The 21,796-nt window shown below is 32.6% G+C and carries 20 protein-coding genes, 1 tRNA gene and 1 pseudogene; 2 read left to right on the top strand and 20 right to left on the bottom strand.

Annotation, left to right across the window (positions count from 1 at the left end; translation table 11 throughout):
- Positions 1–19 precede the first annotated feature (19 nt).
- The 6 genes from BZ25_RS05930 to recJ form a co-directional block, all read right to left on the bottom strand.
- On the bottom strand, positions 20–742 hold the full coding sequence (locus BZ25_RS05930) for a flagellar hook-basal body protein (RefSeq protein WP_103065982.1): 723 nt from the start codon (positions 740–742) through the stop codon (positions 20–22).
- A gap of 26 nt (positions 743–768) precedes the next feature.
- Positions 769–1,773 carry a rod shape-determining protein gene (locus BZ25_RS05925; RefSeq protein ID WP_121514516.1) on the bottom strand — a complete coding sequence of 335 codons (1,005 nt, stop codon included), beginning with the start codon at positions 1,771–1,773 and terminating at the stop codon, positions 769–771.
- Between the two features lie 138 nt (positions 1,774–1,911).
- A tRNA-Arg gene (locus BZ25_RS05920) sits at positions 1,912–1,983 on the bottom strand.
- Positions 1,974–2,666: a RuvX/YqgF family protein gene (locus BZ25_RS05915; RefSeq protein ID WP_121514517.1), complete on the bottom strand. Its 693-nt coding sequence runs from the start codon at positions 2,664–2,666 to the stop codon at positions 1,974–1,976. The genes BZ25_RS05920 and BZ25_RS05915 overlap by 10 nt, the downstream gene beginning before the upstream one ends.
- Positions 2,645–2,917 carry a putative Se/S carrier-like protein gene (locus BZ25_RS05910; protein ID WP_121514518.1) on the bottom strand — a complete coding sequence of 91 codons (273 nt, stop codon included), beginning with the start codon at positions 2,915–2,917 and terminating at the stop codon, positions 2,645–2,647. The genes BZ25_RS05915 and BZ25_RS05910 overlap by 22 nt, the downstream gene beginning before the upstream one ends.
- Before the next feature lies 1 nt (position 2,918).
- Complete coding sequence (recJ, locus tag BZ25_RS05905; RefSeq protein ID WP_158584868.1) at positions 2,919–6,026, bottom strand: single-stranded-DNA-specific exonuclease RecJ; 3,108 nt, start codon at positions 6,024–6,026, stop codon at positions 2,919–2,921.
- A 154-nt stretch (positions 6,027–6,180) separates the two neighbouring features.
- On the opposite strand from recJ, the gene BZ25_RS05900 reads away from it, so the two are divergent.
- Both BZ25_RS05900 and tsaB read left to right on the top strand, forming a co-directional pair.
- Complete coding sequence (locus BZ25_RS05900) at positions 6,181–7,554, top strand: tetratricopeptide repeat protein (protein ID WP_121514520.1); 1,374 nt, start codon at positions 6,181–6,183, stop codon at positions 7,552–7,554.
- 1 nt (position 7,555) lies between these two features.
- Positions 7,556–8,227, top strand: coding sequence for a tRNA (adenosine(37)-N6)-threonylcarbamoyltransferase complex dimerization subunit type 1 TsaB (gene tsaB, locus BZ25_RS05895; RefSeq protein WP_158584867.1), 672 nt, complete (start codon positions 7,556–7,558; stop codon positions 8,225–8,227).
- A 15-nt stretch (positions 8,228–8,242) separates the two neighbouring features.
- Here tsaB and BZ25_RS05890 read toward each other — a convergent pair whose 3' ends face one another.
- From BZ25_RS05890 to trpS, 14 genes and pseudogenes are all read right to left on the bottom strand, one after another.
- Positions 8,243–8,770 carry a metal-dependent hydrolase gene (locus BZ25_RS05890; RefSeq protein WP_121514522.1) on the bottom strand — a complete coding sequence of 176 codons (528 nt, stop codon included), beginning with the start codon at positions 8,768–8,770 and terminating at the stop codon, positions 8,243–8,245.
- Complete coding sequence (locus BZ25_RS05885; RefSeq protein ID WP_121514523.1) at positions 8,763–9,263, bottom strand: hypothetical protein; 501 nt, start codon at positions 9,261–9,263, stop codon at positions 8,763–8,765. The genes BZ25_RS05890 and BZ25_RS05885 overlap by 8 nt, the downstream gene beginning before the upstream one ends.
- A 160-nt stretch (positions 9,264–9,423) precedes the next feature.
- Complete coding sequence (locus BZ25_RS05880; RefSeq protein WP_121514524.1) at positions 9,424–10,614, bottom strand: RNA-guided endonuclease TnpB family protein; 1,191 nt, start codon at positions 10,612–10,614, stop codon at positions 9,424–9,426.
- Positions 10,565–11,197, bottom strand: a pseudogene (locus tag BZ25_RS05875) (IS607 family transposase). The gene BZ25_RS05880 and the pseudogene BZ25_RS05875 overlap by 50 nt, the downstream one beginning before the upstream one ends.
- Positions 11,198–11,340: 143 nt before the next feature.
- Positions 11,341–11,982 carry a redox-sensing transcriptional repressor Rex gene (locus BZ25_RS05870; protein ID WP_233187720.1) on the bottom strand — a complete coding sequence of 214 codons (642 nt, stop codon included), beginning with the start codon at positions 11,980–11,982 and terminating at the stop codon, positions 11,341–11,343.
- Between the two features lie 82 nt (positions 11,983–12,064).
- Positions 12,065–14,551: a leucine--tRNA ligase gene (gene leuS, locus BZ25_RS05865; RefSeq protein WP_121514525.1), complete on the bottom strand. Its 2,487-nt coding sequence runs from the start codon at positions 14,549–14,551 to the stop codon at positions 12,065–12,067.
- A gap of 60 nt (positions 14,552–14,611) precedes the next feature.
- On the bottom strand, positions 14,612–15,223 hold the full coding sequence (locus BZ25_RS05860; RefSeq protein WP_121514526.1) for a hypothetical protein: 612 nt from the start codon (positions 15,221–15,223) through the stop codon (positions 14,612–14,614).
- Positions 15,213–15,821: a sigma-70 family RNA polymerase sigma factor gene (locus BZ25_RS05855; RefSeq protein WP_233186734.1), complete on the bottom strand. Its 609-nt coding sequence runs from the start codon at positions 15,819–15,821 to the stop codon at positions 15,213–15,215. Before BZ25_RS05855 ends, BZ25_RS05860 begins: the two co-directional genes overlap by 11 nt.
- Before the next feature lie 220 nt (positions 15,822–16,041).
- Complete coding sequence (locus tag BZ25_RS05850) at positions 16,042–17,253, bottom strand: hypothetical protein (protein WP_121514527.1); 1,212 nt, start codon at positions 17,251–17,253, stop codon at positions 16,042–16,044.
- A gap of 14 nt (positions 17,254–17,267) precedes the next feature.
- Positions 17,268–18,344, bottom strand: coding sequence for a hypothetical protein (locus BZ25_RS05845; RefSeq protein ID WP_121514528.1), 1,077 nt, complete (start codon positions 18,342–18,344; stop codon positions 17,268–17,270).
- Positions 18,345–18,727: 383 nt separating this feature from the next.
- Positions 18,728–19,468, bottom strand: a complete 741-nt coding sequence (locus tag BZ25_RS05840) for a pseudouridine synthase (protein WP_199676863.1) — start codon at positions 19,466–19,468, stop codon at positions 18,728–18,730.
- Positions 19,428–19,964, bottom strand: coding sequence for an SMC-Scp complex subunit ScpB (locus BZ25_RS05835; RefSeq protein WP_103065994.1), 537 nt, complete (start codon positions 19,962–19,964; stop codon positions 19,428–19,430). Before BZ25_RS05835 ends, BZ25_RS05840 begins: the two co-directional genes overlap by 41 nt.
- Positions 19,957–20,571: a hypothetical protein gene (locus BZ25_RS05830; protein ID WP_255415882.1), complete on the bottom strand. Its 615-nt coding sequence runs from the start codon at positions 20,569–20,571 to the stop codon at positions 19,957–19,959. Before BZ25_RS05830 ends, BZ25_RS05835 begins: the two co-directional genes overlap by 8 nt.
- A gap of 82 nt (positions 20,572–20,653) precedes the next feature.
- Entirely contained in the window at positions 20,654–21,631 is a 978-nt protein-coding gene (gene trpS, locus BZ25_RS05825; RefSeq protein WP_103065996.1) for a tryptophan--tRNA ligase, read from the bottom strand.
- Between the last annotated feature and the right edge of the window lie 165 nt (positions 21,632–21,796).

Raw genomic sequence — 21,796 nt, 5'->3', positions numbered from 1 at the left:
TTATAATTATCTAAATTAGCTAAAAGTTTGAAGTTATTTCAATGAGCTTTGCGTTGAGTGAATCCCCTGTTGATACTGCTTTTTGTAGTATATCAAACTTCCTATTTGCTTCGATCATCTTAATCATCTCATTTAAAGCATCAACGTTTGAACCCTCTAGAAACCCTTGTCTCATATAGAAGTTATCTGCTTGTCCTATCTCTTCTCCTGTGAAATAATTTTCACCATATTTATTCAAATTCTCTACATTTAGGACGTTTAATCTTGTGTTTGTCCCTGATATATTACCCTCTTCATCCACAAAAAAATTATCCGGATTTACAACTATGGGGTTATTTTCTTCATCTAATACGTAATCACCACTTTTTGTGACAAGGTAATTTTCAGGACTTAGAGAAAATTCGCCATTTCGTGTGTAAAAGTAGTTACCGTTTCTCTCTATTTTAAAAAATCCATCGCCTTCTATTGCAAAATCTAACTTTCCGTTTGTTTCAAGTAAAGATCCTTGTTCGAGATTTGGAATTACATCGTCCAAAACAACCGAACTATAAATGTTTCCTATCGGTTCGCCTTTTCCCTGTGCATTTTGATATGATCTAATCTCTTTTTCGTATACACTTTTAAATAGGTTAAAATCCTTTTTGTAACCTACTGTGTTAAGATTAGCCAAATTGTTGGAAATAGAGTTCAATTCAGCAAAAGAGTTGAGCATACCAGCCGTTGCATTGTATATTCCTCTCATTTTATTTCCCCCTGTGGTGGATGTTTCTAATTTACTTGTACTTTGTTTAATAATTCTATGTCTTCTAACAAAATTCCTGTACCTTTTGCACAAACAAGATGAGGATCTTCCGGAATGTACGTTCTTACGCCAGTTTGCTCTGATATTAATTTATCCAATCCTCTTAGTCTTGCTACTCCTCCTACTACTATAAGTCCATTTTGCATTATATCCGCAGCTAATTCTGGAGGAGTTTTTTCTAAAATATTTTTTATTTTATTAATTATTTCATTCAATATTGGTTTGATTGCATAGAAAATATCGTCCGAAGTTAGTTTTAAATTAGAAGGAAGTCCTGTTTTGATATTCTGACCTTTAACTTCCATTTCAAGATTTTCTTCTTGAGAAAAAGCCTTGCCTATGTCGATTTTTAACCTTTCAGCGGTAGTTTCACCGATCAAGAATTTATATCTTCTTTTAGTATATTTAATTATTTCTTGATCCATGGCTTCACCTGCAACTTTTATCGTTTCACTTATGACACAACCTCCTAAACTCAAAATTGCTAAGTCGGTTGTACCCCCTCCTATATCAATGACCATGTGTCCGTTAGGTTCTGTTATATCTATTCCACTGCCTATAGCGGCGGCTAAAGGTTCGCTTATAAGAAATACTTTAGAAGCTCCAATCCTACTCCCCGCCTCTTTAACCGCCCTTCTTTCAACGTCTGTAGTTAAAGCAGGTATCCCTATGATTAATCGTGGTTTGTACATATTAAAGCCTTTAGATTTGGCTTTTTTGACGAAATATCTCAACACTTCCTCTATGATGCTGGGATCCGTAATAACCCCATCCTGTACAGGCCTAATAATTTGTATTTGACTGGGAGTTTTCCCAACCATATCTTTTGCTTCTTTTCCTATTGCTAACAACTTTTTTTTACTTTTATCAACTGCTACCACTGAAGGTTCTTCAAGGATAATCCCTTGACCACGTTGATATACTACAAAGGTTGCAGTTCCTAAATCTATTCCTAAATCGGATTTTGCCATAATTTACCTCCTGTTTTTTCTTTAAAGGGATTTTAGAAACTCTTTCGTCATTATACATTAAGGGGCTACGCCCCTTAAAAACCCCCGAATTCAAAAATCAAAGCTTATTATAAAACCGTTTTGCACAAATCTGCAAAATGTGCCTGGCGGGAGTCGAACCCGCATCTTTGGATCCGGAGTCCAACGCTTTATCCGTTAGGCTACAGGCACATCAATTCATTACAATTAATATTTACCTGAATTTTTTCTCTGTTTTCTTTATTTGTTATGATTAAATCATAATAATCTTTTAGGTCTGTCATCAAAGTGGTACTTTCGAATCCTTTTTTGTAGTAGTACCAAAATACCCAAGGGTCTTTTGCAAAGATAGAAAAATTTTCAAACTCATTATTAATAGGAACATCCCAGATCAAAATATCTTTGTAACTTGAAAAGTCTTTTTTTAGATTATAAACTTCTTTTTCTACTAAGGCAATTGCGTTTCCTGGACTTTGAATAAAATTGGATAGAATGAGTACACTACTATTTTGGTCTTTGGTCCTTTTTACTTTTTTATAACTAACTTGTCCTCTAACCTCACTGTACAAAGAGGAAGTGGTCAATCTTTCATCTACAAAGTAAATTTTGCAGCCTATCTTTTCTTTTATCTTTATAGCTTCATCTATACTCAAAAAACTCTGTTTTGAATATCTCCCAGACATGGAAATTGGTAAACCAAACACGATTAAATCATCATGGCTTAAATCCAACGAAACCAAATATTCTAATAGTTTTTCAGACTTTATCGTCTCTTTTGGTAAGGGAATATTTATATCTTGTTTTAAAAAAGCTATTCCACAATTACTCGTCCCATAATCGATTCCATATATTTTTAAGTTTTTAAAAGTTCCCATACGATATCTTTCTCCAATTTGACTAAATCATATTTAACTCTATTTTCATCTAATATATAAATGGCTTTTTCCTTATCTTTAGAGGAAAAACAAATAACCGGTGCACAAGCTTGTAAAACGGACTTTGGCGGAGGAAAGATCTTACAAAAAACGCCGTTCTTCGTTAACATCTCTTTTATTTCTAATATTTGATAATTTTCATTTATCAAAACCAAATCTAGATCTAACGTTGTTCTCAAATCTTTACTCATCTTATAAACTACTTGCTCCTTCTTTGGGATTACCTTTCAAGAACTCAATTAATTCTCTTGTATCTAAATTTTCATAGAAATTGATGGAATTTTTCAATATCCAGTTATCTAATATATTTTCTTTGAAATTGGAACTTTCACGTAAATCCTTTAGGTTAAAATTATTCAATATTTCTACTTCTTCTTCATTTACCTTTATCAACCCAGCATCTTCCATCACGTTTAAAACGGTCTCTGATAACGATTTATCACCCTTCAAGAGAGAATCTTGTATCTCCTCTACTTTGTAATGACCGTCGGCTATAAAATCATAGACTAGTTTTAATACTTTAAAAGACGGGTACTTTCTTGAATATTCGTAAAGTAATTTAACTTTGAACCGATTACTGTAAGCCAATATGATAGTTGTTCTTTGAGTTTTTTTCATCCATGTAGAAACCAGGTCTAAAAGCTCTATGTCCGTCTTTGGAACATCAACGATTATCAAAATTGGAGAGAATTGTTTCACTTCAAACGCTATACCGTTGTTAGAAAACGAGGTTATATAAAAATTAGCTTTCTCATTTTTAAATTTTTCTCTAGAAATAAGTTTTTCCCTAAAACTCATTGAGTGGTTGAAAAGTCTTATATCGTTCTCATCAACTTGTAATTTTTCGTCTAACAGTCTCACTAAAGATTTTTGCCTCTCATAATCGTTCAAAACCAATATTTTGCCATTTCTTTCATTTGTATAATCCTTCAAAAGTCCCAGAATATTGTTCCTTTCTCTAACCACTTCAAAACTATTATTATTAGAGAAAGATATAAGGATTTTAAATCCTGCTCTTTTTAATAATTCTTTTAGCTCTTCGCTGTAAATAGAACTAAAAATACTAATTTTAGACTTTTGAAGAGCATATTTTCTAAATTGCTGATATTCAGGAACTTTTCTCACTACCGGATGAAATAATGAATAGAAGGGTTCGTCAATAATAATTTCAGCTTGCATAGAATCAAGTAATTCACGATTTTTAATAAATTTGGGTACTGTAACGAATATCACACTATAATTAGATATAAGTTCTGGTGTAAGGATGTATTGATTGTTAAAATATAATAAATTCTCAGGAAAATAAGTGTTTATTATCTTATATATATGTTCCAATAAACTATTTGTTGCAGAAACAATTATCAACTTTTGATGCTCTTCTAATGATAACTGAACTTTTTTCAGTAAAGAATCGTTTTTGATCTTACTCGGAAGAAACATCGCTACCTTATTTCTAGTTAAATTATCGTTTAATATTTCTATATTCATGATCTTGTTCAGCTCATCATGAAGAACATTAGATGCAAAGTTCAATTTTGCAGTTTCACCTTGTTGTATTTCCTTATTAACCATCAAATCTTGCAAGTAAAATTTAACGTAACTATTTTTTAAATTATAAGAGTTCTCTATTCTAAAGGTACCCACAAGATCTGTAAATAGGTCTCTTTTACTATTCTCTGTTAGCTCGCTTAATCTGTAACCCAAATCGTAACCTAAAATATCTATGATTAAGGAATCTTTATTGAGCGTTCCTGAAAAACTTTGAGAACCGTTACGAAAGAATCTTATGTTTTCTAATTTAGCGTTTTTTATCAAAAAAACTGGTTCTTGATTCCCATACCCAAAAGGTTCTAACTTGTTTATATCTTCAAACATCGTTTCCCATATTCCTTCTATTTCCATATCCACATCAATTTGAGATGTTAATTTTTTATCTCCATATAACTCCTTGTAAACCTCGTTAATCTCCTTTCTCAAAGCTTCTATATTTTTAGAAAGAATGGAAAAACCTGCAGCAAACTTATGACCGCCGAACTCTTCAAAAATCCCTCTTTCATTGACTTTGAGAAGGAGCTCCATTAAATCTATGCCCTGAGGACTTCTTCCTGAACCTTTACCCATTTCTTGATTTTTTGATATCATCAAAACGGGTTTATTGAATTGATTTGATAGTTTGGAAGCCACTATCCCAAGAACTCCCATATGCCAGTCTTCGCCGCTTAATACCAATACCGGATCCTTTTTGTATTCAGGGTACAAATCTAACAAACTTAAAGAGTACAGATAGATTTCCTTTTCAGTACTTTGTCTTTTTGAATTTAGTCGGAGTAATTCTGAAACCGCCTTTTTTAATTTTTCTTCATCTTTCTCAATCAACAAATTAAACGCAGACCGTGCGTCTGACATTCTTCCAGCAGCGTTTATCTTCGGAGCAACTTTAAAAGTGATGGTGCGCGAATTTATCTCAGAATCAACTATTTTCAATTCATCGAGCAAATATTTTAAGCCTTTGGTTGGATTAGTCTTTAACTTGTTCAATCCTATCTTAACCAAGTATCGATTTTCCGAAGTTATCGATACTATGTCAGCGATAGTACCCACTGCCACCAGATCTATATATTCAAAGGGGTCTAAAGAATTATCGTAACTTTTGTATAAGGCTTGTAGCAATTTAAAAGTTACGCCTACTCCTGCCAGGTCTTTGAAAGGATATTTATCGTCTTCCCTCTTTGGATTCAATATTGCATCAGCTTTTGGGAGATTTTCTTGGGGTAAATGATGATCGGTAACTATAACTTTCATTCCAAGACTTTTCGCATACTCAATTTCTTGTATGGATGTTGTACCACAATCAACAGTAATAATATTATTATAATTTTTACTTTTTAACTCTTCTATAGCTTTAACGTTTAGGCTGTAACCTTCTTCTATTCTAGATGGAATGTAAGAAGTTACATCGTAACCTATTTTTTTTAAGCCAAGATACAAAACTGAAGTTGCAGTTACCCCATCAACGTCGTAATCACCGAAGATCGCCACTTTTTCCTTTTTTTCTTTAATTTGTTTGAGAATTTCTACGGCTTTTGACATATCCTTCATCAAATAAGGGTCAAAGCTTTCCAATTCTAAATGGTTCAAAAACTTATCTCCTTCTTCGGGTGTTTCAATATTTCTAGATACTAATAATTTTGCCAAAAAGTCGGAAATTCCCAAAGCACTAGATAAGGTTTTTGCAACTTTATCTTTTTGTTGATAATAAGAAGCCTTTGGGTCCCAAAAAACCTTCCATTTACTCTCCATATTAAATTTCTCCCTTCTCTTATTTTTTTCTTTATAAATATTATACATTATTAGTACTAAAATATTAAAGAAAGATTTGTAAAGATTCAAAAAAGCTAAATTGTTGTATAATATTGAAGACTGGATGAATCCAATTAGAAGAGGTGCAAGTTAAGTGAAAAATATATTATTGATAATTCTTCTTTCTACTCTATCTATTTTTTCATGGGCTTTAACTCTCGATGAAATAGAAAATCTTTCAAAAAACCCCGCAACTCTGGAATTGTCATGGGAATATTTTTTAGAGTACATTATAGAAAATCCCAGTGATGCTAGAATTACAGATACAGGTTCATTGATATCAGCTAAAATCTCTTTGTTTAACAAATATAGAAATTATAATTTTGCCAACTTTATTATTTCTGAAGATCTAAAAAATTTTTGCATTAACTTGGGAGTAATAGGCACCAATTTTTCCATTCCAGAAGATGATACCAATAAAATTTTATTCATCTTTCCTGAAATTGTCCCTATTTTGAATAACATATTTAACACAGGGAATTTTGAAGAATCTTATTATAAATATTTGTATAAATTAGAAGGATTGAAAGAACATTTACAAGTAAATTCCTATGAAACCTTCATCAAAACAACTATAAGTAATTCTCTTTCTTCTCCAATTTATTTCGATGAAGACGTTGAAAAGTTTATTGAAGTTTTTGTACCAGCTAATAATTATATCTTGTTTGAAAAGTTTATTTCTGAATCCAAATATCTAGTCGATGAAGATAAGTACCTAGGAGCATATAAACTACTGACATTTTTAAACAAGCACAACTCAATAAATGAATCTATATTTACATATTCTCAACTTAAAAATTATTTTTCTTTGAAACAGAAATTAACTTCATTAAACGACCAGGTTTTCTTTGTCGAAAAACAAGAACTGTCTTCTTTTATATCTGAAGTGTACAAAGTTGGAGAGGATTTAAAGGCACTTACTATAGAAAAAAATTTACTTTACAACATATTTTTGCCGTTATTAAAAGCTTTGAATTCTAAATTAGAAAATATACAAGAAAAAGTACCTGTCGTTGATGAAAACTTTGAAAACTTGTCATTCTCTTTCAATGAACAAATAAATGCCGAGATTTTGAAACTGCAAATGCATATTACGAGAATAGAAAACTTGCCCATTGTGGTAGAAAGTGACAAAGCAACTTTGGTAGAACAACCAACAGACTCACAAGAAGCATCAGCAAGAAGAATCTTTGTTTATTTTTTGCTTTCCATTTTAGGTACCTTTATTGTAATTTTCTTGTATTTTGAATTGTACCCCTCTTATTCAAAAATCAACTTTTTATGTACATTGAAATTAGGGAGATATGCTGCTCATTTGGCGGAAAAACTCATTTTAAAAAATCCGGAAGATTACAAGGCGTTTCTAATTTTGGCAAAATCATATGAAGTTGCAGGGAAGTATAACGCATCAATCAACGCATACAAAACTGCCTTAAAATTAAAAGACAAAACAAAAGAAGGTGAATAAGTTGAATTTTTTAGTAATTTCAACTACTCTAAAAAATATACTCGTTGTATTAAAAGATGAAAAGAATAATATTTATTCAAGGACTTTGACTGAGAATAAATCCGGTAATTACCTTGCTAACGCGATCAAGGAAGTAGCAGAAGAATCAAAAACAAATATAAAAAATATAGATGAATTTGGTATAGATATAGGTCCCGGATCTTTCACCGGGATCAGAGTAGCTATTTCTACTTTACAAGGGCTTTTAATAGATAACCCAGAAAAAGAAGTTTATACCTTTTTCTCTTCTGATGTTTTGTACCGTTCCGCTGTGAATAACAATCCCAATCTTAAGGAAAAAAAGTTGGCTGTCTTGAAAAGAGCCCGAGAAAATGCCGCATATGCATCTATATACAAAAACGGGAAAAGAATCTTTGGCCCACAAATGGTCTTTGGAGAGTTTTTAAGAGATTCTTTGAACAATTGTATTTTGATAAATGAAGAAGCAGAATATTTTAAAAACAAATACAAACTGGAAAATGAAGTACTTTATTCAAACATTGATGAAAAGTCTCTAATTGAAGAAGTTATCAAAGGAAAGAGAGTAAAAATAAAAAACTTGGAACCTCTTTATCTTCAAAAACCTTTAGCGGTTGAAAATTTAGAAAAGCAAAAAAACAAAATAGGTCAATGATGAATATCTGTTTGCCTATTTTGTTTTAAAATCCTTATCTAAAATAATATGCAATGAGAAACCTACAAAATAACTCAAACTGTAAAGTATGTTTATAGGGGTTCTATATTTTAAATTAAGTAAGTAAATAAGGAAAGAGAGTATACCACCCGTTAAAAATGAATGCCACAATCCTCTATGTTTCGATAGTTTGTTAAAAATTATTCCCAAAAGTAATCCAACTAAAGTGCCTAAAACTATTATAATAAAATTCGAAAGGTTATAAGGAAAAGGTAGATATTCTTTATACAAGAAATCATATTCAAAGAGATAGTATACACTTCCAAAGATTAAAAACAACCTTAATAATCTGTTTATAAAAGAGCTTTGGTGGTCAATATCTGGGAAATCACTCCCAACAACAAAGAGAAAATAAGAAATCACGATCTCAGTGGAAACATAATAAACCTCGTAAAACAAATGACTATAAACAATATTGAACAATAAAAAAAATACAGGAAATCCAAAAATACCGCTTAATATGTGAGTTTTAAAATTAGGCATTTTTTATATCTCTTATCTGCTCCTTTTCATCAAATGCTAGCACTTCTATAGGAAGCCTTTTTGTCCAAACTTCTATAATCCCGCCATTTTTAATATCTTTATAAAAAAGGACTTTTGGATCAAAAAAACTAATCGTTTTAGAAAGTGTTTTAAAAATGGGCCTGTTGTATTTTTTCAGTTGATTTAATGTTTTGGTGGTGAACTTATCTACAATTAAAGAATTGGCTCCTCCTTCAAACAAAAAATCAAAATAATCTGATATTTCTGTGATATTGATGTTTTTTATCTCACCGTGAGCTAAATTAAAAGTTCCGCAAGTAACAAATTCACCAACAAATTTATACAAAGGCGCTCCTTCCAATTGATAGTACTTTTCAAACCTTTTTAAAGCCTCAGGAGTAACAAATATAATTTTCCCTGTATACAGAATATTGTCACCATTTTTTAATTTTTTTAGCGTATCTAAAGAAACAGGATAATTTATGTTAAGCAAAACACATTAGCCTGCCACTGAAAACATAGACAAACATGCCTATATCCAGAAGTTTCCTGCTTCAACGTGTCCCGCCTCGATATATATCTACTACGGTTTGTTTGACACTCCACAGGCGTGAATTCCCGACTGGCCATCGGTACACATATGCAAAGCAATTTCAACAAGCTATCGCATATTCTTTGGCATTCTTCAGATTAATTGCTGCGTTCAAATCTCTATCTATTTTCGATCCACATTCTTCGCAAATGTAAACTCTGTCTGATAATCTTAGGTCTTTCTTGATATTACCACAATGAGAACATATTTTACTTGATGGATAAAATCTTGAAACTATCCTCAATTGAATTCCTAAATGTTTACATTTGTTTTCGAGTCTAATCTTGAAATAGTGGAAATTCTGTTTTGCAATTGCTTTTGATAAATGCCTATTCTTCATCATTCCTTTAACATTCAAATCTTCGATAGTGAAATATTCTGGTTTGGTTTTCACCAGTTCACAAACTACTTTATTCACATAGTCATGACGTTTGTTTTTAAGTTTTTGATGAAGTTTCTGGACCTTTAATACTTGTTTGTCTATATTTTTTGCAGAATTTGTGGCAGTACCTCCTTTCTTTTTATTTTCGTATTTTTTTGATAACCGTCTCTGCTCACGCTTAAGTTTTTTTTCGAGTTTTTTAATTTCTTTGCTTTTATTTATATTTTTCTTCTTAATACCGTTACTAGCTACTACAAATTCTCTTATACCTACATCGATACCAATCCCTTCGGAGAATGATATATTGTCTTGCTTTATTTCTTTTTCAACTGCCGTGAGGCTGTCTTCTTCTACAAGAACGCTAACATAATATCTACCTGCTTCAAAAGAAACTGAACCACTTCCAACTTTAGCATTTGTAGGGATGTAGCCTTTTTCTTTTATTCTGACAAATCCCAATGTTGGTATTTTTACTCTATGTCTTTCAATCGTCCAATCAGTTTTATTGTTTCTAGGGAAGTAGGCTTTAACGTCATTATTCTTTCTCTTTTTGAATCTAGGAAATTTCGATTTACCTTTAAAAAACTTTTTAAAAGCTCTTTCGCCATTCATAATTGATTGTTTAACAGCTTTACTCGATACATCTTTTATCCAATTGAATTCTTGATTGTTCGGTATAAACTCGTTATTTAACCATACTGAAAACTCCATACCCGAAACAAATCGTTTTTCTTTTTCATAAATCTCCTTGTTATGTGCAATGTAGAAATTGTATATAAACCTACAAGTACCTATCGTTTTGTTAATCTGTTGTTTTTGTTCAGGTGTAGGATTTATCTCTGTTTTGTAACTCTTTAGCAACTTCATCATCACCCTTTATTTGTTTTTCATATTTTCTCAGTCCATAGATTTTACACGAAAAAACATGAATAATTGATACTAAGTCATCTACTAATTCTTCCTGTGGTGATAGTTTCTCATTGTTTACTACAATAATTTCTACACCATTAGATTTTAAAAATCTTTCAAACCAATCATAACCAAAACGAATAAATCTATCTTTGTGTGCAATTAATATTGTTTTTACTAAACCTAACATACAATCTTTTATCAATTTATTCCACTTTTTACGATTCTAATTTAGTCCAGAGCCAATATCCTCAAGTATTTCATCAACAATAATTCCTTTTGCGTTAGCATATTGTTTTAAAAATTCCACTTGATTTTTTAAATCATCTTTCTAGTAATTTGTTGAAACTCTTGCATAAATTATCGTTTTCCCATGTTTAGAATTACTTTCACCTATATAATCTATGTATTGCTTGTGAGTATAATAACGTCTATTTGTTGGACTACGAAATGCCTTAAGTATCCCTTCTCTGTCCCATCTTTGCAATGTTTTTACCGATACACCAATCATTTCTGCAAATTCATGCGGTTTATATGTGTTCAGATACCATCACCTCTTATAGGTATATTTTACCACATATAAACACATTCGTCAGTATATTTTTTAACTATTTTCGCCCTCCTTATTGTTTTCCTACTACTTAATTGTACTCAGTTGAGAACACTTAGGCTTTCAAATATCGGATTTTAGTCGTATTTACTGACTATTTCATACGTTAATGTTTTAAGAGAAATAACAAAATCCACATTCTCAATAACAACACGATCGTCGGAGTTCAAAGTTACCGGAGCAAAATTCAATATTCCTTTCACACCGGCTTCTATCAATATATTTGCAACCTCTTGAGCCACATTTGACGGAACAGTTAATATCGCTATTTCAAAATCAAGATCATTGTTTTTATTTTTTAACTCTTTAATATGTTTTATGAGAATACCGGGTAACAAAACAGAATTGATTTTTCTTTTATCTACATCGTACGCCGCAACTATTTTAAACTTGTATTTTTCTAATTCAGGATAATGAGAGATAGCCTTACCAAGATTTCCCACCCCTATAATTGCAACATTCCAAATTCTTTCCGTCCCTAAAATCTTTTGAATCTTTAAACACAGATTTTCAACATCGTATCCTACTCCCCTCTTCCCAAACTCTCCAAAATAAGATAGATCTTTTCTAACTTGAGAGGCTTTTATGTTTAGAGCTTCAGCGATCTCATGAGAAGAGGTCTTTGGTATTCCATCCTCCCGTAACTCTCTTAAAAATCTATTGTACATGGCTAGTCTTTTTATTGTAGGTTTAGGCACTTTTGGTGATTTCATATTCATGAGAAAGTTCTCACCAACGTGTTAATGATATTTCATTTACAACCTGGTGAAAAACTTTTTTTCACCTCCTATTTGTTATTTCTTATTTGACCACTATGTTTATAATCTTTTTAGGAACGTAAATAATCTTTTCAATCTTTTTACCAGAGATATATTTTTGAACTTTATCATCTTCTATAGCATAACTTTTTACTTCCTCTTCGTTCAAATTGGCACCAACCGTTATCTGAGTTCTCAACTTCCCGTTTATTTGTACAGCTATAGTAATTTCTTCTGCTTTTAAAGCATCTTTATCGATCTTTGGCCAACTTGCTTTAAATATAAAATCATCTTTTCCAAAATTCTTCCATAATTCTTCGCTTATGTGGGGCGCAATAGGAGATAACATCAATACAAAATCTTCAGAAAATTCTTTTAGTAAGTTGAGGTTCCAATCTTTATCGTCCGTGTTATTTAGATATGAGTTTAATTCATTCAAAAGTTCCATAAGTGAACTTACAGCAGTGTTAAATTGAAAATTGCCTTCTATATCGCTCGTTATTTTCTCAATAGTTTGATGCAACTTTCTTCTTAAATCCTTTTCAGATTTATTTTTCAAAGGATAATTTGGCTTATTTTCAAGATGAATTATCTTGTCCTGTATTTTCATGTACGTATTCCAAACCTTATTCAAGAATCTATATGTCCCTTCTATGCCTGAATCATTCCATTCAGCATCCCTTTCGGGAGGAGCCATAAAAAGAATGTAAGTTCTCAAGGCATCAGTGCCATATTTTTCTATCATTTCTTCAGGAGACACAACGTTACCTTTTGATTTAGACATCTTAGCCCCGTTCCTGTATATCATACCCTGAGTGAAAAGATTTTTGAAGGGCTCATCAAAGCTAATATAGTCAAGATCTTTCAATACTTTGGTTATGAATCTTGAATAAAGTAAGTGTAATATTGCATGTTCGACTCCACCTATATACTGATCTACAGGTAACCAATTATCTACATCCTCTTTATTGAAAGGTTTATCTTCCAGTTTTGGATTCACATATCTTATATAGTACCATGAGCTATCCACAAAGGTATCCATAGTATCAACTTCTCTTTTAGCTTTCCCACCACATTTTGGACATGTTGTTTCTTTAAAATCGGGATGATCGATCAAAGGACTTTTGCCGGTTGGCTCAAATTCAACATCCCTAGGAAGTTTTACGGGCAAATCATTTTCAGGCACAGGAACTACCCCACATTTTTCACAATATACAATGGGAATAGGAGCTCCCCAATACCTTTGTCTTGATATGAGCCAATCTCTCAATTTGTACTGGGTGACAACTTTTCCGACCTTTTTGTCTTCTAACCATTGAGAGATTTTCTTAATAGCTGTTTGGTTATTTAATCCCGTAAATTCTTCAGAATTGACCAAAACACCTTCACCAACGTAGGCTTTTTCTAGAATTTCTTCAGTCAACTCATCATCTTCAGGCATAATAACAATTCTTATGGGAAGATCATATTTTTTCGCAAATTCAAAGTCCCTTTGATCATGTGCAGGAACAGCCATAATTGCTCCAGTACCGTATTCATACAAGATATAATTCGCAACGTAAACAGGAATCTTTTCTCCATTCACAGGATTTATTGCGTAACTTCCGGTGAAAACACCCTCCTTTTCAGCTCCCTCAGCGGTTCTTTTAAACCTATCTTGCAAACTTACTTTTTGCAAAAATTGATTTACTTTCTCACTATATTCTGGAGTTGTTAATTCCTCTACAAGAGGGGATTCGGGAGCCAATGCCATAAAGGTAACTCCCCACAAGGTGTCAGGTCTGGTAGTAAAAACTCTCAAGCTTCCTTTACCATTATCCAGCTTAAATTCTACTTCTGCTCCCACACTTTTACCTATCCAATTTTTCTGCATTGTTTTGACATTCTCAGGCCAGCCATTCAATTTTTCCAAATCATTTAGCAGCTTCTCAGCGTAGTCAGTTATTTTGAAATACCATTGTTCTAACTGTTTAATTTCCACAACCGTTCCGCATCTTTCACATCTTCCGTTCACAACTTGTTCATTAGCGAGAACCGTTTTACAGTTTGGACACCAATTAACAGGTGCTTTTTTCTTGTAGGCCAATCCATTTTTATACAATTGTAAAAAAATCCATTGTGTCCATTTGTAGTAATCTTCTTTACATGTTATAACTTCTCTTTCCCAATTATAGCTGATGCCTAACTTTTTAATTTGATTTCTGATGATATTGATGTTTTGCATAGTCCAATCTTCTGGATGAATGTTCCCCTTTTCTATAGCAGCATTTTCAGCGGGTAGCCCAAACGCATCAAATCCAAAGGGATGCATGACACTGTACCCTCTCATCCTTTTGTATCGAGCTATAACGTCACCAATAACATAGTTTTTTACATGGCCAACATGGAGGGTCCCGGAAGGGTAAGGAAACATTACCAAATCATAATATTTTTTTTGGTACTCATCATTCGACACTTTAAAAGCATCTTTTTCTTGCCAGTTTTTTTGCCATTTTCTTTCTATCTCTTGTGGGTTGTAAGTTTTTTCCATCTATAGTCATTCCTCCAATGCTATCTATGATTTCTCTTTTGTTAATTATACCACAATTGACTATTTTCCTGTAACCGTTGGAATATAGAGATTTAAATCTTCCATTATGTTTGAAATATCTTTGTCGGGATGTTTGATAAGTCTGTATTGACCAGGTTCTTTTATTAGAAAAAAGGTATTTTCAGGTACTCCGCTCCTAAATGAAGCGTTAAAAGGAAGTGTGTAGGTATATTGAGTTTCGATGGAAGGCTCTTTAAAAAAGTAAAATTTGTAGGGATTCAATCCTGGCTTTAAATTTCCTTGAAAGATGTATCTACCTTCTGGGTTTCTAAACGCCACCCACACATCGGAAGAACCTATAATATATATCTGAATGTAACCGGCATCTGATGGTTCATCTAAATTAGTGATAATTTTATCCAGATCGTTTAGATTTTTTTCTAAAAAGTTGTTTGAAACTATAAATTTTTCAACTACACCATCTGGTTCGAAATATCTATTGAGATCATTGATCTCTTTTTCCTGAGCCTCCAATTTTTCATTGACTGTTGAATTCAATCTATTGAATTGACTTTGCAGATCCTTTCTAAGTTCTATTACCCTAATCTCTGTGACAATGGATAAAACTATCGCTACTAAACTTACCACAAAGATAGTTATCTTAAATTTCATATTTACCTCCGAAAATCTCCGCTATATTATTGTATTCTTCTATATTTCTTGCGAAAATTTTTTTTATCTTCTGGATGGTGTTATCGACTTTTTTTGTATTTATTTCCATTTTATCCCCGATTTCTTGATATGAGTATCCATCTATCCATAATTCAACAATTTCCCTTTCGTTGCATTCGAGTTGTTCAAGACTCTTTGATAAAAAATATTCCTTGAGAAAATCCTTCTTTTCAGTATCAACGCTTTCTATATAATAATCGGCGTTTTCTGTAAATTCGTCGTCTGTGTTTTCCATACTTACAGCTTCTGTCAAAACTTTATGTTTATTTCTGTTCAAGTAGGTGACAAAAGACTTGATCTCCGAAGAGATATTCATATAGGCAAAGCTTGAAAATTTAGCGTTTGCATCTTTTCTGAAATTATATACTGCTTGAATTAAACCCACCAAACCTATTTGTAAAAAGTCTTCGAATTCCAGCCATGTTCCATAATATTTTCCAACAATCGATTTCACCATAGGTTCAAACTTTTCAAGAATTATGCCTAGGGCTTGGTTGTCTCCTATTTGTGCAAGTTCTATAAGTTTATCCAAATTCATTCCCCTTAGCCTATAGATATGCCTACTCATATTGCTCCTCACAGCTACTAGATATTTAATACCTTTAACAACCTGAAAGATTTATATTTATAGTCCTTTTGCTTAATTCATTACAAAATTCAACTTTATTGATTCTTTTCTATTATACTACATTCAGCAAAATACTTTCAAAAAAAAGGGCGCCAAGCGCCCTTTTTTATGATTGTCTAAACCTTTGTTTTTAAAACCCTATGGCAAAACTTGATTTGAATGTAAACCCGTTCAAATCAAAAATTTTTTCAAGATCCTTTGCAGTAAGGGATAACTCCGTTCTACTTTCAATAATTCTGCTATCTATTCCAAAACCTAAGAATGTACTCCAATAATCATGATAATTTTCAATACCAACTGTCAACGGGATAAAATTGAAAAGAGAAGTTTTAGCTTGTACACCCCAGTCGATCTCTTGAGTATCCACATAGAACTCACCATATGGAATGACATCAAGTAAAACTACCGGTATCCTAAAAAATCCAGTAACACTCATTGGATAAGCATATGTTTCATTTACAGATTCAACCTCAATAGGTGATGAACTACTGGAATCTTCACCAAAAAGACTAATCGTTTCTTGATAAGAGATCTTGTAAGAAACCTTTGCCGGTATAACCGTTATGTTTTTTACAGCGATCCCCACAACAGGATTTTTAATCTCTCCAAAGGTTACACCTGCATCTATGGAATGTCCTGCATCGGTTAAAAATTTATCTGTTATGGTGTTAAACGTTATACTGTCAAGCTCATCACTGTTAAAAGGAGAGAACAAATCAACGTTCATGTTCAACTGGGCCGTTATTGTTCCTTCCTCTGTATCTGTAGAAAACTCGTATCCAATATCTGATTCCTCGGTATAGACTATGGGCAAAAATAAGTTGTAAACCAACCCAACCGACATACCATCGAAATTATAAGAAGCGTACGCCCCTGCTTTAAAAGATGTATCCAAATTTAACAACATCGTACCTTCGTCAGGTGTATTTATTTCATTACCATTGGCGATAAGATCTATCAAATCGTTTGGTACCGTCAAATCGCTTTTTAAATCACCATTGAGTACAACCCCAACACCCAAATCAAAGATATTTACTACTAAGTGTCCTTCAACATTATCATTGGTTATAAAGAATAAATCATCCGCTCCTAAGGAGGCATATATATCGTCGAAATCAACGGTAAACTTTGTAGCGGTCAATATGGGTAAAAGGTCTGCTACTTTGTAAGCGTTTTGATAGACCATTATATCTGGAGAGAGCTCAATTTCAAAATAATTTCTTTTACCTATTGATTCTAACAAAAGCGGATTCAAACTACTATCAAAAGATCTCAATCCTTCTGAAAAAATGATCAAAGAAATCGAAGAAACTATTAGCAATATTATAAACAATTTTTTCATAGTCATCCCCTCCTTTATTGTGCCCTTATAGGAATCGGTATTGTTATGTCTGTACCAAGATCCAACCAGAGGCTAAGATCTAACCTACCATCCATATTCAAAGTTCCTGTCTCTGATTGTGGTAATATTACTGTGAACACCAAATTGAAAGGAACCGTATCTTTCATATCTTCGATAAGGCCTGTTAAATTAAATTCAACAGTTTTATCTTCACCGACCGTTATTACCTTCGTTTCAGGTTCTGAGGCAGTAGCTTGATTATTTTCAACATCCCACCCTTGAACTTCCATCTTTAAGGGCAAACCAGTCGTGTTGTCGTAATCCATGTGAAGTATTAATGATTCCATATCATCGAGTATATCGCTCAAAACATCAGAATCTTCACCAGATCTGCCAAAGATATCCTCTTGGGGTACTTCATCTTCATTTGTATACAGCTCTACATCGTCGGTTATTGTGAATTCAAAAGGAAAATCCACCAAGAGTGCTATTGTTGTCGTTGCATACGCTGTAGATTCACTAGCAAAAGTTATTGACATAGATTCCAAAATCAAATCATTTTCAACATTAAAAAGATCTGCCAAATCAGTTTTAACTCCTGATGTTAATTTTTTAGGGCTACCTCCTGAAGTCAATGTGGCGTCAACCGTTACCCCTGTTGCATTTGTTACTACAAGAGTGGCTGGAAGAGAGTCTAATTTAATATCCTCCAAGATCCCCAAATCAATTCCTGAAAAAGAGGCTAACGGTTCAGGAGAAGTTAGAAGAGTATATTCGTCCGCAGGAACCGAACTAAAATCAAACGGTGCTATTTTAACCAAAATTTCTTGTCCGTCGAATATTTTCAAATCTACCCCATAAGTCAAGGGATTATCAGACTTTTGTGTGACGGTGGCATCGGAACCAAAACTTTCACTTAAACTACTTACAATATCTTCAGTATCCACTAAATCGGACATTGTAATACTTTCTGTTGCAATAGGTGCTTGAATAGTTGGATCCATTTTTAACTCAATCTCTTCAAGTGCACAGGACGTAAACAAAAATATACTTACAACTAACAACAAAAATACATAATAAAACCTTTTCATTTTTCTCACCCCCAAATTTATTTTTTTTCGCTACCTTTAGAAACTTTAAAACCTGTTTTAGCAGTCTTTCATCTTACAACTAACCAGAAAGTACCTGTGTTTTTTTGAAAACCTAAAAATCTCTAATTTATTTAAAACATCAGATTATACCATATTTATCTAAAATTAGATTATTTTTTTTAACTTCCTAAATTAATTTGATAATACTTTCTTTCCAAATAAAAAGAAAATGCAAAATAATTTAATTTTTTCGAATACGAGCCTTAATAATAATTAGCTATAATAAAAATACCCATCCCCCCGAAACATCATGATTGATATTTCGGCCCATCCAATGAGGACGCGTTTGCGTCCTCATTGTTTTATTCCCCCCACTTATTTGCCTATGAAAAGTTCGATAAAAGTCTATTTCTTACCTCTTCCACATCTCCTAAGGATTTTATATCTCCAGGCTTAGGGACTTCTTCTATACTCCATGGTCCAAATTTGATTCTTTTCAATTCTATAACTTGATAACCTAAAGCCTTTATCATGAGTTTTATCTGCCTTTTTTTACCTTCGTTTAAACTGATTTGCAAAAGGGATAGATCTTTTTCTTTTTTCAAAATTTTCACCTTGGATTTCATGGTTTTATATCCGGTTTCAAGTGTGATACCTTCTTCCAACGTCTGCAATTCTTTTTTTGAAGGCGTACCTTTTACCAATACTTCATAAACTTTTGTGACTTTATTTTCAGGTCTTAACAGATAATTGGCTAACTCACCATCGTTTGTCAGAAGCAAAATGCCGCTTGAATCATAGTCAAGCCTACCTACGTAAAAAACTCTTTCTTCAATCTTTCCTTTCAGCAAATCATTTATTGTCTTTCTGCCGTATTGGTCTTTGAAAGTACACAAGACTCCTTTGGGTTTGTTCAAAAGGTAATAAACTTTGCTTTCAGCTTTCTTTTGTAGCTCGGAAAGATAATATTTTTTATTGTTAAATTCTATGAAATCATTTTCTTGTAATTCATACCACGGTTCTTTAACCAATTTACCGTTGACTTTCACGCCTTTAGTTAATATGTACTCTGAGGAATGTCTTCTACTCAGAGATATTATTTGAAGAGCCTTTTGTAGCTTCATTCTTTTTCATTTCCTCCAACTTTTTCAACGTTTTATCTGGTAAGAATTCGTAAAATTTTTCGGTAAGATGGTAGTATGTATGGTTTTTCTTTTTACTTTTTTTAACTAGATCGTATTCCATTAATTTCTTTAGTTGATAGTAACTATTTTTACCTCTGATTTTTTCCATTTCAACAACCCTGCTATCTCCATTCATAAATAGTATCGCTAATACTTCGAATTGAGTTTGTGTTAACTCAAATTTTCGAGGATTTGGAAAGATCATAGATTTTATTTCTGGCTTTATTTCAAATCGGTATTTGTTGCCATTTCTTATCAATTCGACACCATGTTGGTCACCAATATAATGCAGTTCTATTTCTTCTAAGTAATGCTTCAATTCTTCTTCTTTTATCTTTAAACGTTTGGAGATCTCTTTGAAAGATATACCGCTGGGCTTTGAGAATATTAATGCTTCTATCATTCGAATTTCTACATCTATTTTCTCTTTAGCCATTCAAATCACTTCCGAGATTTTGCGAGCTGAGTTTAATGAAGAGACCTTTTTCATATTTGAAAAAACCACGATTTACCAAAATTAGGGAAGCTAAAAACATTACCAAAAAATTCATCTTTTTATGTTGGGCATATTCGAAAAGATCTAGAATATTAAACTCGTCTTTTTTTTCGAGCATTCCTATTGCATCTTCTATACGATAACTTTCCCTGATAATCTCGAGCTTTTTTTGCTTTGTGATGTAATCATCGAAGAACTTTATCAGCTGATTTTCAACGATCTCTTTTTCTATTGATACCTTATTCTTAACTCCAACAGGTTTTTTCTTATCTTCACCAAAATCTTTTTTAATAACCTCTTGAGCTTTTTTGATAACATCGTAATTTTCAATGGTTTCGTATATGACCTCTCTATGTTTTCTAAATTCTTTGTCGTTATTAGAATTGGGAAGTAATTCTTTGGACTTCAAAAATGTCAAATAAGACGCTAATTCTAAAAATTCTCCTATGGAGTTTAAATCATTGAAGTTATCGTTGACGTAATCAACGAATATATCTGAGATGTAACTCACAGAGATTTTCCTAACAGGAATCTTTTTTTCTTTAATTAATTCAACGAGTTTAAAAAAAGGTCCAGAAAATATGTCTAATTTTATATCAACATAGTTAAAGTTAATTATGAGTTCCTCCTTACCACCTTAAATGTAAAGCCTCTCTAACCTCTTGCATAGTTTGTTTGGCAACCTTTCTTGCCTTTTCGTTCCCATCTTGGGCTATTTCTATTGCATCTTCTTCAGAAGTAGAAGATAATTTATCCCAAACTGGTTCAAGTCTTTCTTTCATGTTTTTGATCAACAACTTTTTACAGTCAACACACCCGATCCCGGCTGTGGTGCAACCATTCCATACCCAATCTTTTTCTTCTTGGGATTTGGTGAATGCCTTATGGTAATCCCATACTGGGCATTTTTCAGGATTTCCAGGATCTGTTCTTCTTATCCTAGCCGGATCGGTCATCATGGGTAGAATTTTCTCTTTCAATTCTTTCTCATTAGTTTCTATGTTTATAACGTTACCATAGCTTTTAGACATTTTCCTTCCATCTGTGCCTGGTAGTTTTGGCACTTTGGAAATGATCGGTTGTGGTTCAGGAAATATTTCTTTGTACTTCATATTAAACTTTCTTGCGATTTCTCGAGTGAATTCCAAATGGTATATTTGATCTTCCCCAACCGGCACACTATCTCCTTTATATATTAAAATATCAGCAGCTTGTAAAACAGGGTATCCTAAAAAGCCTAAGTTAGTTAAATCTCTAGTTGATATGTTGCTTATTTGTTCTTTATAGGTTGGTATTCTTTCTAATCGTGAAACAGATGCTATCATACTAAAAATTAAATAAAGTTCCGCGTGTTCTTTTATGGCGGATTGAACAAATAAAACACTTTTTTTAGGATCCAACCCTACCGCCACATAATGCCTTATTATGTCAAAAGTAGAAGGTTGTATTATCTCGGGTGTATCATAATGAGAGGTCAAGGCATGCCAATCAGCGACGAAGAAAAAATTTTTGTCTGATTTATTTTGAATCTCTACCCAATTTTCTAAGGTAACAAAGTTTCCTATGTGTAATTTACCAGTAGCTCTCATTCCACTTAGAACGGTCATCTTTTACCTCCGTTTATTATATGTTTTTTTCTGTTCTTAATTATTATAGCATAGATTTGCTGTTAAGGGGCTTTAAAATTATATAAAGAAGTTATTCTTTTCATAATTTTTATGGTATTTCCTTTAGGATACACAAACTTCCATAAAGAATTAATAAAATGAATC

Origin of the sequence: Petrotoga sp. Shatin.DS.tank11.9.2.9.3 (assembly GCF_003665005.1) — a bacterium.
In the GTDB taxonomy this organism is placed as follows: Bacteria; Thermotogota; Thermotogae; order Petrotogales; family Petrotogaceae; genus Petrotoga; species Petrotoga mobilis.
Note: the sequence above shows the minus strand (reverse complement) of the source record. Positions and strands in the feature narration are given on the sequence as shown.